The 14,407-nt window shown below is 58.0% G+C and carries 15 protein-coding genes; 9 read left to right on the forward strand and 6 right to left on the reverse strand.

Translation table 11 applies throughout. The annotated features are described in order from the left end of the window. Positions 1-154: 154 nt before the first annotated feature. From OKC31_RS13435 to def, 5 genes are all read right to left on the reverse strand, one after another. Positions 155-1,597, reverse strand: coding sequence for a TrkH family potassium uptake protein (locus OKC31_RS13435; RefSeq protein ID WP_005341967.1), 1,443 nt, complete (start codon positions 1,595-1,597; stop codon positions 155-157). 96 nt (positions 1,598-1,693) lie between these two features. Beyond that, positions 1,694-3,070, reverse strand: a complete 1,377-nt coding sequence (gene trkA, locus OKC31_RS13440) for a Trk system potassium transporter TrkA (protein WP_005339689.1) — start codon at positions 3,068-3,070, stop codon at positions 1,694-1,696. Positions 3,071-3,157: 87 nt separating this feature from the next. Further along, a complete protein-coding gene (gene rsmB / locus OKC31_RS13445; protein ID WP_069555587.1) occupies positions 3,158-4,450 on the reverse strand; it encodes a 16S rRNA (cytosine(967)-C(5))-methyltransferase RsmB in 1,293 nt (430 codons plus the stop codon). 60 nt (positions 4,451-4,510) lie between these two features. After that, on the reverse strand, positions 4,511-5,455 hold the full coding sequence (gene fmt, locus OKC31_RS13450; RefSeq protein WP_247823781.1) for a methionyl-tRNA formyltransferase: 945 nt from the start codon (positions 5,453-5,455) through the stop codon (positions 4,511-4,513). 12 nt (positions 5,456-5,467) lie between these two features. Next, positions 5,468-5,980 carry a peptide deformylase gene (gene def, locus OKC31_RS13455; protein ID WP_005357510.1) on the reverse strand — a complete coding sequence of 171 codons (513 nt, stop codon included), beginning with the start codon at positions 5,978-5,980 and terminating at the stop codon, positions 5,468-5,470. 108 nt (positions 5,981-6,088) lie between these two features. Here def and OKC31_RS13460 point away from each other — a divergent pair, with 108 nt between their 5' ends. The 9 genes from OKC31_RS13460 to OKC31_RS13500 all read left to right on the forward strand — a co-directional run bounded on the left by OKC31_RS13460 (position 6,089) and on the right by OKC31_RS13500 (position 12,853). Beyond that, entirely contained in the window at positions 6,089-7,180 is a 1,092-nt protein-coding gene (locus tag OKC31_RS13460) for a LysM peptidoglycan-binding domain-containing protein (RefSeq protein WP_075116084.1), read from the forward strand. Between the two features lies 1 nt (position 7,181). Then, entirely contained in the window at positions 7,182-8,297 is a 1,116-nt protein-coding gene (dprA, locus tag OKC31_RS13465) for a DNA-processing protein DprA (protein WP_247823782.1), read from the forward strand. After that, positions 8,290-8,763, forward strand: a complete 474-nt coding sequence (locus OKC31_RS13470; RefSeq protein WP_005339699.1) for a DUF494 family protein — start codon at positions 8,290-8,292, stop codon at positions 8,761-8,763. Before dprA ends, OKC31_RS13470 begins: the two co-directional genes overlap by 8 nt. A 55-nt stretch (positions 8,764-8,818) precedes the next feature. Continuing rightward, positions 8,819-9,376, forward strand: coding sequence for a DNA topoisomerase family protein (locus OKC31_RS13475; RefSeq protein ID WP_005339702.1), 558 nt, complete (start codon positions 8,819-8,821; stop codon positions 9,374-9,376). A gap of 74 nt (positions 9,377-9,450) precedes the next feature. Beyond that, positions 9,451-9,954 carry a 5-(carboxyamino)imidazole ribonucleotide mutase gene (gene purE / locus OKC31_RS13480; RefSeq protein WP_005339704.1) on the forward strand — a complete coding sequence of 168 codons (504 nt, stop codon included), beginning with the start codon at positions 9,451-9,453 and terminating at the stop codon, positions 9,952-9,954. A gap of 135 nt (positions 9,955-10,089) precedes the next feature. Further along, positions 10,090-10,650 (forward strand): Sua5/YciO/YrdC/YwlC family protein, encoded by a 561-nt coding sequence (locus OKC31_RS13485; RefSeq protein WP_247823783.1) that lies wholly within the window; start codon positions 10,090-10,092, stop codon positions 10,648-10,650. 112 nt (positions 10,651-10,762) lie between these two features. Further along, positions 10,763-11,671 (forward strand): oxygen-dependent coproporphyrinogen oxidase, encoded by a 909-nt coding sequence (gene hemF, locus OKC31_RS13490; protein ID WP_247823784.1) that lies wholly within the window; start codon positions 10,763-10,765, stop codon positions 11,669-11,671. Positions 11,672-11,774: 103 nt separating this feature from the next. Then, entirely contained in the window at positions 11,775-12,596 is an 822-nt protein-coding gene (gene aroE / locus OKC31_RS13495; RefSeq protein ID WP_247823785.1) for a shikimate dehydrogenase, read from the forward strand. Next, a complete protein-coding gene (locus OKC31_RS13500) occupies positions 12,593-12,853 on the forward strand; it encodes a DUF1488 domain-containing protein (protein WP_005339708.1) in 261 nt (86 codons plus the stop codon). Before aroE ends, OKC31_RS13500 begins: the two co-directional genes overlap by 4 nt. A 776-nt stretch (positions 12,854-13,629) precedes the next feature. Here the strand turns inward: OKC31_RS13500 and yihA are convergent. Further along, complete coding sequence (yihA, locus tag OKC31_RS13505) at positions 13,630-14,286, reverse strand: ribosome biogenesis GTP-binding protein YihA/YsxC (RefSeq protein WP_026034975.1); 657 nt, start codon at positions 14,284-14,286, stop codon at positions 13,630-13,632. Positions 14,287-14,407: the final 121 nt, after the last annotated feature.

Below are 14,407 nucleotides of genomic sequence, written 5' to 3' on the forward strand. Positions count from 1 at the left end.
TATGCCTGTGATCCGCTCTGGCCATCCTGATGAGCTCGTTCAGGCCATCCGGTAATGGGGCTGATGAGCATTGAGCGAAGGTCGTGGGGATGGGTGAGATAAAAAAGCCGCAGCGGATGAACGCTGCGGCTTTTTGCTGGCTTGCAGTAAGGGGTTACTGGCGCCAGAAGGAGGGGAAGAAGAGCACTGCGACCGTCAGGATCTCCAGCCGTCCCAGCAGCATGCCGAATGACAACAGCCATTTGGCCGATTCCGGCAGGCTGGCAAAGTTGGTGCTGGGGCCGACCACCGGGCCCATGCCCGGGCCGACGTTGGCAACGGCGGTGATGGAGCTGGATATGGCTGTCAGGGGGTCAAGCCCGATGGCGCCCAACAGTGCAGCTATCACCAGAATGATGGCGAAGTAGGCCAGCACGAAGGAGATCATCGAGCGGATGATGGCGTCATTGACTGTCCGGCCGTTGTACTTCTGCGGGAACACGGCGGAGGGGTGCATCAGCTGGCGCATCTGCTTTCTGAACAGGGCAAACGCCACCTGCACCCGGAAGATCTTCAGACCACCCGCAGTGGAGCCTGAGCAGGCCCCAAGAGCCAGCAGCACGATGAAGACGATGCTGGCGAGCGGCCCCCAGGTGCCGAAGTCACCAAGGCCATAGCCGGTGGTAGTGAGCACCGAGACGATGTTGAAGCAGCTGATGCGCAGGGCATCCCAGAAGCCGAACAGATCTCTCTCCCACAGATAGAAGGTCATGATGACGGTGACCCACACCACCAGCCAGAAGAAGCCTCGTACCTGGGCATCCTTGAACAGGCTGTTGTCCCTGTGGTTGAGGCTCTGCACATAGAGCAGGAAGGGCAGGCCGCCAAGGAACATGAACAGGGTGCCAATCCAGTGGGCCGAGTTGGAGAAGTGGGACATGGATTGATCGGAGGTGGAGTAGCCGCCGGTACTGAGAGTGGTCATGGCGTGGTTGATCGCCTCGAACATGTTCATGCCGCTGGCCCAGTAGGCCATGAAGCAGAGCATGGAGAGCACCAGATAGACCACGACAATGTTATTGGCGACCGTCTTGGCACGCGGGGCGCTTTTGTCTGACCAGTCCGAGCTCTCGGTCTGGAACAGCTTCATGCCGCCGACGTTGAGGTAGGGCAGCACGGCTACCGCCATCACGATAAAGCCGACCCCGCCCAGCCACTGCAGGATGGATCGCCACAACAGGATGCTGTGAGCCATGTTGTCGAGGCCGGAGAGCACGGTGGAGCCCGTGGTGGTTACCCCCGACATGGTCTCGAAGTAAGCGTCGGTGAAGTTGATGTGGGTGATGAAAACAAAAGGAAGGGCGCCGAAGGCGCAGGCCACCACCCAAACCGAGGTGGTGAGCAGGAACATCTCCCGCACCCCCAGATGAAACTCCGCCTTGCGTCCATAGTGGAGGCAGAGCAGGGCGGCGCCGTGGGTGATCAGCACGGACTTGAGAAACTCGACAAATCCCTCTGACCCGGTGAGCAGTGCCAGCAAGGTGGGCAGCCACATGAAGAGCGCCAGCTTGGAGAGCACCAGCCCGAGGGTGAAGATGATGGGACGCAGCTTGATCATGTTCGATAACCTGGTCGTTGATTAACAAAAGACCCGGACCATCCCTTTGGGGGAGCTGAGCCGGGTCTGGTTTGACAGCCTGTGCGCATGAAGACGTTACAGGAAGAAGGGGCTTGGCTGGAACAGCCGCTCCACTTCCGGGATGTACTTCTTGTCCACCAGGAACATGACCACGTGGTCATCCTGCTGGATCTTGGTGCGATCGTGGGCGATCAGCACCTCATCTCCGCGCACCACGGCACCTATGGTGGTGCCCGGCGGCAGCTTGAGCTCGCCCACCGTCTTGCCGACCACCTTGGAGGTGTTCTCGTCACCGTGGGCAATCGCCTCGATCGCCTCGGCCGCGCCGCGGCGCAGGCTGTAGACGTTGGCGATATCGGCCCGACGCACGTGTGTCAGCAGGGCCGAGATGGTGGCCTGCTGCGGCGAGATAGCGATATCGATAGAGCCACCCTGCACCAGATCGACGTAGGCGCCGCGCTGGATCAGCACCATGGTTTTCTTGGCGCCCATCTTCTTGGCGAGCAGCGCCGACATGATGTTGGCCTCATCCTCGTTGGTCACGGCGATGAAGACGTCGATCTGGTCGATGTGCTCCTCGGCCAGCAGCTCCTGATCCGCCGCATCGCCGCAGAAGACGATAGTGTTCTCCAGCAGTTCGGAGAGCTGCTCCGCCCGCTTCTGATTGCGCTCGATAAGCTTGACGCTGTAACGCTTCTCCAGTTGGCGGGCGAGACCCGCGCCGATGTTGCCACCACCGACGATCATGATGCGACGGTAGGGGCTCTCGAGGCGCTGCAGCTCCGACATCACGGCACGGATATGGCCCGCGGCGGCGACGAAGAAGACCTCGTCATCCGCTTCGATGATGGTGGTACCTTGCGGACGGATCGGGCGGCCCTGACGGAAGATGGCCGCTACCCGAGTTTCGATGTTGGGCATGTGCTCGCGCAGGGTCGAGAGCGCATTGCCGACCAGCGGGCCGCCGTAGTAGGCCTTGACCGCCACCAGACCGACGCGGCCACCTGCAAAATCAACCACTTGCAGGGCACCCGGATACTCGATCAGGCGACGCACATAGTCGGTCACCAACTGCTCCGGCGCGATCAGGTGATCCACCGGCACCGATTCCGGCAGGAACAGCCGATCCCGCTCGGTCAGATAGGCGGGCGAACGGATACGCGCCACCTTGTTCGGGGTGTTGAACAGGGAGTAGGCCACCTGACAGGCGATCATGTTGGTCTCGTCACTGTTGGTGACGGCGACCAGCATGTCGGCATCCTGAGCCCCCGCTTCGCGCAGCACCTTGGGGTGAGCGCCATGGCCGTTGACCACCCGCAGGTCAAACTTGTCCTGCAGTTCGCGCAGGCGCTCGCTGTCGGTATCGACGATGGTGATGTCGTTGTTCTCCCCGGCCAGGTTCTCGGCCAGGGTGCCGCCGACCTGGCCGGCTCCCAAAATGATGATTTTCATAGGGAACGTCTACTCACGTTGATGCTGTAAAGGGGAGCGCCAGAACGGAGCAGGCGGCTCTCCCGAATGAGGTTTGTCATGCCCGGCTCAGAGCTTGACCAGTTTGGCGTAGTAGAAGCCATCCATTTCGGCTTCACCCGGCAGGAACTGGCGGCCCGGGCAGTCCGGGGTGTCCTGTTCGTGCAACGGTACCAATTTGGCATCTTTGGTCGCGGCAAGGAAGGCGCGGATCTGTTCGCGGTTCTCTTCCGGCAGGACGGAGCAGGTAGCGTAGAGCAGGGTGCCGCCGCTTTTCAGCTTGCCCCAGAGGGCATTGAGAATGCGGCGCTGCAGCTCGGCCAGCTCGCGGATGTCCTGATCACGGCGCAACCACTTGATGTCGGGGTGGCGACGGATGACGCCAGTGGCGGAGCAGGGGGCATCCAGCAGGATGCGGTCGAACTGGCCCTCCGGCCACCACTGTTCCGGTGCCGCGGCATCGCCGTGGATCACTTTGGCGGTCAGGCCGATGCGATCCAGGTTCTCCTGCACCCGCTTGAGGCGGTTCTCGTCGGCATCGACGGCGACCACTCCGGCCAGCTTGGGCTGACGCTCCAGCAGGTGGGCGGTCTTGCCGCCGGGGGCGGCGCAGGCATCCAGCACCCACTCACCCGGTTGCGGGTCGAGCAGTGCCGCGGCCTGTTGTGCTGCACCATCCTGTACCGAGCAGTCACCGACCTCGAAGCCGGGCAGCTTGGTCACATCGCAAGGACGCTCCAGCAGGATGCAATCCTCGCCCTCTTCACCGGCCACGGCATTGATGCCGACTTCAGCCATGCGAGCCAGCATGGCATCGCGGCTCTGGCGCTGGCTGTTGTTGCGAATCCACATGGGAGGGCGCTGGTTGTTCGCCTCCATGATGAATTCCCACTCATCGTGATAGGCCTGACGCAGGCGCTTGGTGAGCCACTCCGGATGACCGAGGCGAATGCTGGGAACGCGGTCGATACGCAGCAGAATGACTTCGGCGCTGCGCTGGAAGTTGCGCAACACGCCGTTGATGAGGCCACGCAGGGAGGTACCCTTGAGCAGTTTGACGGCGTTAACGGTCTCGGCCACCGCGGCGTGAGCCGGAATGCGGGTGTAGATGAGCTGATAGAGACCGACCAGGATGAGGTAGTGGAAAATGCGGCTCTTGTTTTTGAGCGGCTTGTCCATCATCTCGTTGACTGCCGCATCGAGGCGGGGCAGCCAGCGCAGGGTGCCGTAGCAGAGTTCTTGCAGGAGAGCGCGATCGCGAGGTGCGACCTTCTCCTGGGCAGCAGGCAGAACAGCGGAGAGGGATTGACCCTGATCCAGCACCTGTTGAATAACGAGAGCGGCCTGTGCACGTGTTTTCATAGAGTTACCTTAGATGCGCAAGTCGGGGCCTGGGCCCCGCTTGTGTCAATTCAATCCAGTTCAATTCAATTGCGTGCCGGGTTCAAACCAGTCGCGGCGAGAGTTGAGCAGGTCCGAAACGGACATCGCCTTCTTGCCGGGCGGTTGCAGGGTCAGCAGGCGCAGTACCCCTTTGCCGGTCGCGATATCGATCCCCTGCTTGTCGGCCTTGAGCAGGGTGCCGGCAGGTTGGTCGTGGTCGCTGTCAATGACGGCGGCTTGCCATACCTTGACGGTCTGGTCAGCCACTTCAAACCAGCTGATGGGCCAGGGGTTGAACGAGCGGATGCAGCGTTCGATGGCAACCGCCTCCATCGACCAGTCGATGCGGGCCTCTTCCTTGGAGAGCTTTTCGGCATAGTTGGCCAGCGCATCATCTTGCGCCTCGGCAGCAGTTTCACCGGCGGCCATGGCATTGATGGTATCGACCAGCGCCTGCGGGCCCAGCTCGGCCAGCTTGTCATAGAGGCTGGCGGAGGTCTCGTCGGCGGCGATGGGGCAGCTTACCTTGCGGATCATGGCGCCGGTATCCAACCCCACATCCATCTGCATGATGGTGACGCCGGTTTCGCTATCCCCCGCCCAAATAGAGCGCTGGATCGGTGCCGCGCCGCGCCAGCGCGGCAGCAGGGAGCCATGGACGTTGATGCAGCCCAGACGCGGGGTATCGAGTACCACCTTGGGCAGGATCAGACCATAGGCCACCACCACCATCAGGTCGGCGCCAAGGGCGGCCAGTTCGACCTGCGCCTCTTCCTTGCGCAGAGAGGCCGGTTGGTAAACCGGCAGGTTGTGGGCCAGTGCCAGCTCTTTGACCGGGCTGGCAGTGAGCTTCTGGCCACGGCCTGCGGGCTTGTCCGGCTGGGTATAAACGGCAACGACCTCGTGGTCGGAAGACAACAACGCCGCCAGGTGACGGGCGGCGAAGTCGGGAGTACCGGCAAAAATCAGTTTCAGCTTATTCAATGGGGCAGATCCTCAGAGGACTTTGCGATCTTCACGGGCCATCTTTTCCAGCTTCTGGCGAATGCGCTGGCGCTTGAGCGGGGACAAGTAATCCACAAACAGCTTGCCGACCAGATGATCCATCTCATGCTGGATGCAGATGGCGAGCAGATCATCGGCTTCCAGCTCGAATGGCTTGCCGTTGCGGTCCAGGGCGCGGATTTTGATCTGTTCAGCGCGAGGCACCAGAGCACGGCTGCCGGGCACGGAGAGGCAACCCTCTTCAATGCCGGTGCTGCCGCACTGCTCGATGACCTCCGGATTGATCAATACCAGAGGATCTTCACGGTTTTCAGAGACATCGATCACTATGATGCGCTGGTGAATGTCGACCTGAGTCGCGGCCAGGCCAATGCCTTCCTCCGCGTACATGGTTTCGAACATATCATCTACAATCTGTTGTAACTCGGGTGTAAAGGTCTCGACAGGGGCTGCAACGGTGCGCAGGCGCTCATCGGGAAAACGCAATACATCTAGAATGGCCATAGTTTTTTCTTTAGTTTCGTATAAATGCAGTCAATATTGGCGTAATTCTAGTCATTTACGCCGACAAAAAACAGCAACACTTTGCGTACAGAAGTAACAGGGAGTGTTATGTATCTGAAGCAAACCATCCTCGCCTGCCTGCTGGTGACCGTGAGTCAGGCAGCACTGGCCGATCAGCTGAGGCTGAAAGCGGGTTACCCCGAAAGCTATGTAGTGCAAAAAGGCGACACCCTGTGGGATATCTCCGGCAAGTATCTTTCCGAACCCTGGCTCTGGCCCCGTCTCTGGAACATCAATCCGCAGATAGCCAATCCTCACTGGATCTACCCCGGTGATGTACTGCATCTGAGCTGGGTCAATGGTGAACCCCGGCTCGGCAAGGCGATGCAGGGTAGCAAGCAAGTTATCCGTCTCGGCCCGAAAACCCGTTACGAAAACAAAGCCAATCCCATTCCGACCCTGCCTATCAGCGAGATCGGCCCCTTCCTGCAAACCGACCATATTCTGGCTGACAGCCAGCAGCAGAAAACCTTGCCCTATCTGCTGGGGTCGGATCAGAAACATATTGGCATGCTGGAGGGGGACACCCTCTATGTGCAGGGCTCCCTGACGCCGGGGCAGGTTTATGGCATTTATCACCCTGGAGTGGTCTACAAGGATCGCGAAACCGGTGAACTGCTGGGCCAGGAGGCGATCTTTGCCGGTGTGGTGCGGGCCGTGGCGCGTCTTGATGGCGATCGGACCGAAGTGACTCTGACTCATAACCAGCGCGAAGTGCTGCAGGGCGACAAGGTGATGCCGCTGCCCGCTCAGGAGAACATGCCCGCCGTCTTCACACCGAAAGCGGCACCTGCCATCACGCCGGGCTATATCATCGATTTGCCGAACAAGACCCGGGGCGGTGGCAAGTTTGATGTGGTGCTGATCAACCGGGGTGGCCGCGATCAATTGGTCGCCGGGGATGTACTGGATGTCAGACGGCCCGGTGCTGCTCTGGTCACCAAGAATGGCGATGTACAGTACAAGGAACTCTCGTCGGTTTTTAACCGGGTGTTTTACAGCAGTAACAAGAAGGCACCACTGCCCTCTGAAGCGATTGCCCGTGTCATGTTGTTCAAGGTGTATGACAAGCTGAGTTACGGTCTCATCATGCAGAGTAACGACATGGTGAGTGCGGGCTATCAGGTCACTCACTTCTGACGTGAACTACCCCGACGCGCGTCTGGCGCTCTGGCTAACTCTCGATGCGGTCACCGGTATCGGTCCGATGACCGCTGCACGTCTGTTGGAGCGGGCCGGGGGAAGTATTGAGACCCTGTTCCAGAGCGATGAAGCGCAACTGCATGGTATGGGGTTATCGTCAGAGCAGATCAAACAACTGCGCTGGCCCTCGCCAGTGGTTGAGCAGAGCCTGGCTTGGGCCGCTTTGCCTGACAATCTCCTTATTCCGCAAGATCACCCGACTTATCCACCCTTGTTGCGAGAAATTCCCGCGGCCCCCCTGTTGCTCTACTGTCGTGGCGATCTTGCTGCGCTATCGCGACCCCAGCTGGCAATGGTGGGGACACGCCATCCTACCTATGCAGGCAAAGATAATGCCTCCCGCCTCTGTAGCGAGCTGGTTGGATGCGGGTTAGCCATCACTTCGGGCCTTGCGCTCGGTATCGATGGTGTTTGCCATCAGCAGGCGCTGGCTGATGGCGGTATCACTCTTGCCGTGTTGGGGTCCGGGCTGGATTGCCTCTACCCCAAACGCCATCAGGGGCTGGCAGGCCAGATTCTGGAGAAAGGTGGCTTGCTTATCTCCGAGCTGGCGCCGGATAAAGGGCCGCTGGCTGAACATTTTCCTCGTCGCAACCGTATTATCAGTGGTCTGTCGCTGGGAACTCTGGTGGTGGAGGCGACCGAGCAGAGCGGTTCGCTGATCACAGCTCGCTATGCACTTGAGCAGGGGCGCGAAGTGTTTGCGGTACCCGGCGCCCCGCAAAATGCCCAGGCGATAGGGTGTAACAGATTAATTCAGCAGGGGGCCAAACTTGTGCTGAGTGCGGCCGATATAGTGGAAGAGCTGCCAGAGTGGGTCGCACGGCCAGATCCGTCGGTTACATCATCTGAGCAACCGCATAATAGCGAATTGCCTTATGCCGATTTGTTGGATAACGTAGATTATGAGACCACGAGCGTGGATACCGTTGCCGAGCGGGCCCAGCTTCCTGTCGAAGTAGTATTGGGCAGGTTGGTAGAGCTGGAGCTGGCCGGTGCAGTGATGGCGGTAGCCGGTGGATACGTCAGAGCGAGGAGGGCGAATCATGTTTGATGTATTGATGTACCTTTTCGAGACCTACATCCACAGCGATGCAGATGTGATGGTCGAGCAGGATGAGCTCACCGACGAGTTGAGCCGGGCCGGTTTCGATAAAGAAGAGATCGACAAGGCGCTCGACTGGCTGGAGCGACTGGCCAATCTGCACGACAGCGAGCGGGAGGTCTATGTCACCGCCAGCGCGCAAGGTTCGATGCGTATCTATGCTCCGCAAGAGCTGGCACGCCTTAGCACCGAGTGCCGCGGCTTCCTGCTCTTTCTGGAACAGGCCCAGGTGCTGAATGCCGAAACCCGCGAGATCTGTATCGAGCGCCTGCTCGAACTGGACAAGCCGGATATCGAGCTGGATGACCTTAAGTGGGTCGTCATGATGGTGCTGTTCAACGTACCGGGCAGTGAAAATGCCTACCAGCAGATGGAAGAGCTGGTGTTTGATGAGTCAGACGGCGTCATTCACTGACAGTCCGGTGCCGCGCTGGTAGAATTCAGGCCATCTGGATTTCAAGGCGCGGCCCATGTCAAAAATCGATCATCACCTCTTTTCAGCCCACGAACATGCCTTCGAGCGCGAGCCGTGCCCGCAGTGCGGGGCCGAGCTGGTGATCCGCCAGGGCAAGCATGGCCCCTTTCTCGGCTGTTCTGCCTATCCTGCCTGTGATTACATACGCTCCCTGACGCCATCCGGCCGCGACATCGAAAAGGTGCTCGAAGGCTCTGCCTGTCCCGATTGCGGAGAGCCGTTGGCGATCAAGAAGGGGCGTTACGGTCTGTTTGTCGGTTGCACCCAGTATCCGGCCTGCCAGCATATCGAATCCCTGCAGGAGAGCGATGATACCCAGATCCTCTGCCCCGAGTGCGGCAAGGGGCATCTGGTGAGCCGTACCTCCCGCTACGGCAAGCAGTTTTACTCCTGTGATGGCTATCCCCATTGCAAATATGTGGTGAACGACAAGCCGATCCCCATGCCTTGTCCCGCGTGTGGCTGGGGCATCATGGTAGAGAAAAAAGTGAGGGGAACGCTGCGTTGGGTCTGTCCGCAAAAGAAATGCGGCCACCAAAGTGAGCAGGTATAATCCCGCCGCCGCAACCGGATTGAAACGTTTTCGGTGAACTTCAACCCCCCACTTGGAGTAAGGAAATTCCCACCATGAATAAACCCTTTGTTGCCGTATTGATGGGCTCTGATTCTGATTTCCCCGTGATGCAGACCACCCTCGAGGTGCTCAAGTCATTTGATATCGCAGTGGAAGTCAAAGTCACCTCCGCGCACCGCACGCCGGCTGCGACCCATCAGTATGTGACCGATGCCGAGGCCCGTGGCTGCAAGGTCTTTATCTGTGCTGCCGGTCTGGCTGCGCATCTGGCGGGTGCCGTAGCCGGCATCACGACTCGTCCCGTGATTGGGGTGCCCATCGATGGTGGCCCGCTCAAGGGGCTGGATGCGTTGCTCTCCACCGTGCAGATGCCGGGTGGTGTACCGGTGGCGACCGTGGCGATCGGCAAAGCCGGTGCCAAGAACGCAGGTTATCTGGCAGCCCAGATGCTGGCAGTAGCCGATGATGAACTGGCGGCCAAGGTGCGGGCCGAACGCCAGAAGAATGCCGAAGAGGTGATGGCCAAGGATGCCGCCCTGCAGGCTCAACTCAAGTAAGTGAACGGGTGGCGATCCGGATGTGTCGTATTTTTCCTGTGCTACAGCAAAACGTCACTTTGTTGTGGTCGCCGCCGTATGGATTCAACTTGCTACTAAGTGACGAGGCGGCAGCCAGGCTGCCGCATTTTTCCTATGCCAAATGAATTTGAACAGGCAGTTGCCGCCCTCCAACAGGAAGGGGTGATTGCCTATGCGACCGAGGCCGTGTTTGGTCTGGGGTGTGATCCCGACTCCGAAGTGGCGGTGCAGCGACTGCTGGCCATCAAGCAGCGTCCGGTAGAGAAGGGGTTGATCCTGATTGCTGCCGATTTGACGCAATTGCAGGATTACATCGATCTGAGCCAGCTTAGCGGTGAACAACTTGCTCGGGTTGAAGCCAGCTGGCCCGGTCCTTTTACCTGGATCATGCCTGCCCGTGCAACGACGCCGGCCTGGCTGACCGGGCAGTTCGAGACCATCGCGGTACGCGTGACGGCTCATCCTCAGGTGCAGGCGCTGTGTCGCGCCTTTGGCAAGCCGCTAGTCTCTACCAGCGCCAACCTGACTGGTGAGGTGCCTGCCCGTCGGGTAGCCGATATCGGTGAGCGGCTGGCAAGCAAGTTAGCCTATATCCTTCCCGGTGAAGTGGGTGGTCAAGCCAACCCATCAGAGATCAAGGACGCCCGAACCGGCGCCATTATTCGCCCCTCCTGAGCAGGCGGATACGTCATGATTTGCTATCAATCCGCTGAGCGGTGAGCTCGTCTGATTGATTTAACTATAAAAATGGACAGGGCGTTCACGATCCTGCCTGACTGGAGACAAGATGAGCAAACCGGATGTGGCCCAGGTCAAGGCCTTCCTGTTGCAGTTGCAGGACGAGATCTGCCGTGGTCTGGAGCAGGCCGATGGCAGTGGACACTTTGTGGAAGATGCCTGGAGCCGTGAAGGCGGTGGCGGTGGTCGCACCCGTGTGCTGCGCCACGGCGCGGTGATCGAGCAGGGGGGCGTCAACTTCTCCCATGTCTATGGCGATGCCATGCCTGCCTCTGCTACAGCCCATCGGCCAGAGTTGGCCGGTCGCAAGTTCGAGGCGATGGGTGTGTCGCTGGTGATCCATCCGCACAACCCCTATGTGCCGACCAGCCACGCCAACGTCCGTTTCTTCATCGCCGAGAAAGAGGGTGAAGAGCCTATTTGGTGGTTTGGCGGTGGCTTCGATTTGACGCCCTTCTACCCGTTTGCCGAGGATGTCCAGCATTGGCATCAGGTCTCCCGTGATCTCTGCCAGCCCTTTGGTGATGAGATCTACCCCGAGTTCAAATCCTGGTGCGATCGCTACTTCTTCCTCAAGCACCGCAACGAGACGCGAGGGGTGGGCGGTCTCTTCTTCGACGATCTGAATCGCTGGCCTTTTGCCGACTGCTTTGCCTTTATGCAGGCGGTAGGTCGGGGTTATCTCGATGCCTACCTGCCGATCATCGAGCGACGCAAGGCACTGCCCTATGGTGAGCGGGAGCGGGAGTTCCAGCTCTATCGTCGCGGTCGTTATGTGGAGTTCAATCTGGTGTATGACCGTGGCACCCTGTTCGGGCTGCAGACCGGCGGACGTACCGAGTCGATCCTGATGTCGATGCCACCGTTGGCACGTTGGGAGTATGACTGGCAGCCGGAGGCGGGCACTCCTGAAGCCTTGCTCTACACCGATTACCTCAGGCCGCGAGAATGGCTGTGACCCGAGGGACCATGATGGTCCCTTTTTACTGGCCGTTATTCGGCTTGTTCCCGAGAGTGAAAACCCGTTAAATCGGAATATTGCCCTCTGATGGAACTCTTTGATGGATCGTTATCTGGTTTTTGGCCACCCGGTGCGCCACAGCAAGTCCCCCTTCATTCACACCCTGTTTGCCAGACAAACCCAGCAAGAGCTGGAGTATGGGCTGGCTGAACCCGCCGTCGACGAGTTTGCCCAAGCCCTGCGCACCTTCTTTGACCAAGGGGGCAAGGGATGCAATGTCACCGTTCCCTTCAAGGAGCAGGCATTTACTCTGGTCGATCGCTTGAGCCCAAGGGCCAAGCGGGCGGGCGCGGTCAATACCATCAAGCTGACCGATGATGGCGTGTTGCTGGGGGATAATACCGATGGCGCCGGTCTGGTCGCCGATCTCAAGTCCCATGGTGTGACGCTGGCGGATAGCCGGATCCTGCTGCTGGGTGCCGGTGGCGCGGCTCGCGGTGCATTGGCGCCGCTACTGGCCGAGTTGCCGAACGAGCTGGTGATCGCCAACCGCACCCACGCAAAAGCGCAACAGTTGGCTGCCGAATTCTGCGATCTGGGGCATGTGACTGCCCAGACCTATGAGCAGTTGGCAGGGTCATTCGATCTCGTCATCAACTCTACCTCCGCCAGCCTGCAAGGGGAGCTGCCGCCGTTGGCTCCCGCCCTGATCCACACGGATATTGCCATCTACGACATGATGTATGGCGCCTCGGATACGGCCTTTATCAGTTGGGCCAAACAGCATGGGGCCCGTCAAACCATGGATGGACTCGGCATGCTGGTGGAACAGGCCGCCGAAGCGTTTACCGTGTGGCGCGGAATTCGTCCCGGGACTAAACAGGTATTGAGAGAGTTGAAGCGTAACTTGGGGGTGATATGAACCAGGGTATTCTGTTTCCCGACCTGATGGAGTGGCAGGCTGACGAACAGCGGGTGCGTTTTCCTGCCCAGCAGATGGGGGCGCTGATAGATTGTTACATCAGCCAGCGGCGACTGGAGAGAATGACCGGTCTGGCGCTGACGAGGGAGGATGATATCGTCAGAGCCTTTGAAAGTGTGCGTTTTGACATTGAAGATCTGGCTGAAAAACTCATTGAAGAACAAGAGTTTGCTGAAGATGGTGCTATCTACCTCTGATTGTTCAAAGTTTTTTTGTTTTGTAGCGGAACTACTTTGAAATGGCGCTGACTAACTAGATAGTTGAGGAAGTGCTAGCTAGTCACCTTTATAACTCCCCGGTATTCGTACTGGGGATTTTTTTATCTACATGAAAGTAAAGGGTTTTTTATTAGTCTGTAAGTTGTGAAACTAAATTACATAAATTACTTTCACTTTCTGCTGCTTTGCTGTACAGTTGTCTGCGTAGGGTACAGAGGTAAGATGTTCTATCTTTCAGACCTTTTATTTCACGTAATTGAATGTGGCTGAATAGCTGCCCCGATGAGGTTCTCGTCGGGGTGTTTTTTTATGCGCATCATTTAGAGTAAATGCTTTAAATTAGCGATGCATTTGATAGAATGAGGCTGCTTCTTGAGGAATACCTGTCGTCTGGTACTCAAGATTCAGCTTCTTCCCAATTTTTTGAACTTATTATTTCAGGCTGGATGGCATCACTGTCGTCCGGCCTCATTTTTATCCCTTTCGGTTAGAGTTTGTAATTAAATTTCATTCTTGTCTCTTTTTGTAATTCTTGTTCGTTTTGAAAGAACGAATTTGAAAACGCTATCAACGCCTACTTAAGTTAATTATTTTTGTGAATTAACTGCCTATCTATATGAACTTTAAGCAGTCTTGGATATAGCAGGGGAGGCGAATGCGGGGTATTTGTCGTGAGGCAGGTGAAAGCGGCAATCTGAAACCCTTTCAATCAGCGGAGGAGTGCTCCGCCAATTGCAAGGAGAGCGAGGAGTAGATTACTCCTCGGCAGGTTGTTGTTCATCAGCGTCCAGCAGGTCGGTATCGTCACCACTGACGTACCATTCGGTCAGGGTTTGCGCCAGCTTCTCCACACCGATATTGGTGAGGGAGGAGAACGCTTCGACCTGGATCTGGGAACCGAGGTTGGCAACGGCCTGGCGCACCTTGATCACCTGGTTGTTGCGCGGGCCGGGGCTCAATTTGTCAGCCTTGGTCAGCAGCAGCATGACGGGCAACTGACGGTGCGAGCTCCACTCCAGCATGTTCATGTCGGTATCTTTGAGCGGGTGGCGGATGTCCATCAGGATCACCAGACCTTTCAATGACTCACGGCGCTGCAGATACTCTGCCAGTGACTTTTGCCACTTGAGCTTCATTTCCAGCGGAACTTGCGCATAACCATAACCCGGCAAGTCGACCAGACGCTTGCCCGGTTCCAGCTCAAACAGGTTGATCAGCTGGGTACGACCGGGTGTCTTACTGGTGCGTGCCAGGTTCTTGTGTTTGGTTAAGGTGTTCAATGCAGATGACTTACCGGCGTTGGAACGGCCGGCAAACGCGATCTCGACACCCCCATCATTTGGCAGGTGACGGATGTCGGGTGCGCTGGTCACAAAATGCACCTTATTGAAATTCAGAGTTTGTGTATCCAACGTAAATTCCCCATGGAGATAGAGGGTTATAGAGTTACTTTTTTGTAAAATGGTGTAAAATAGCGTCGCTTAAACGCGTTTATTTTAACATGCCTTCAGCGGCATGGGATCTGGAAGCCTA

The organism is Aeromonas sp. Y293-4 (assembly GCF_027705905.1).
In the GTDB taxonomy this organism is placed as follows: domain Bacteria; phylum Pseudomonadota; class Gammaproteobacteria; order Enterobacterales; family Aeromonadaceae; genus Aeromonas; species Aeromonas veronii.

Coding starts and splice junctions, on each gene's coding strand:
- OKC31_RS13470 (WP_005339699.1), top strand. CDS start 8,290: ATGTTTGATGTATTGATGTACCTTTTCGAGACCTACATCCACAGCGAT.
- purE (WP_005339704.1), top strand. CDS start 9,451: ATGAATAAACCCTTTGTTGCCGTATTGATGGGCTCTGATTCTGATTTC.
- def (WP_005357510.1), bottom strand. CDS start 5,980: ATGGCCATTCTAGATGTATTGCGTTTTCCCGATGAGCGCCTGCGCACC.
- OKC31_RS13475 (WP_005339702.1), top strand. CDS start 8,819: ATGTCAAAAATCGATCATCACCTCTTTTCAGCCCACGAACATGCCTTC.
- rsmB (WP_069555587.1), bottom strand. CDS start 4,450: ATGAAAACACGTGCACAGGCCGCTCTCGTTATTCAACAGGTGCTGGAT.
- hemF (WP_247823784.1), top strand. CDS start 10,763: ATGAGCAAACCGGATGTGGCCCAGGTCAAGGCCTTCCTGTTGCAGTTG.
- OKC31_RS13435 (WP_005341967.1), bottom strand. CDS start 1,597: ATGATCAAGCTGCGTCCCATCATCTTCACCCTCGGGCTGGTGCTCTCC.
- OKC31_RS13460 (WP_075116084.1), top strand. CDS start 6,089: ATGTATCTGAAGCAAACCATCCTCGCCTGCCTGCTGGTGACCGTGAGT.
- trkA (WP_005339689.1), bottom strand. CDS start 3,070: ATGAAAATCATCATTTTGGGAGCCGGCCAGGTCGGCGGCACCCTGGCC.
- aroE (WP_247823785.1), top strand. CDS start 11,775: ATGGATCGTTATCTGGTTTTTGGCCACCCGGTGCGCCACAGCAAGTCC.
- OKC31_RS13500 (WP_005339708.1), top strand. CDS start 12,593: ATGAACCAGGGTATTCTGTTTCCCGACCTGATGGAGTGGCAGGCTGAC.
- OKC31_RS13485 (WP_247823783.1), top strand. CDS start 10,090: ATGCCAAATGAATTTGAACAGGCAGTTGCCGCCCTCCAACAGGAAGGG.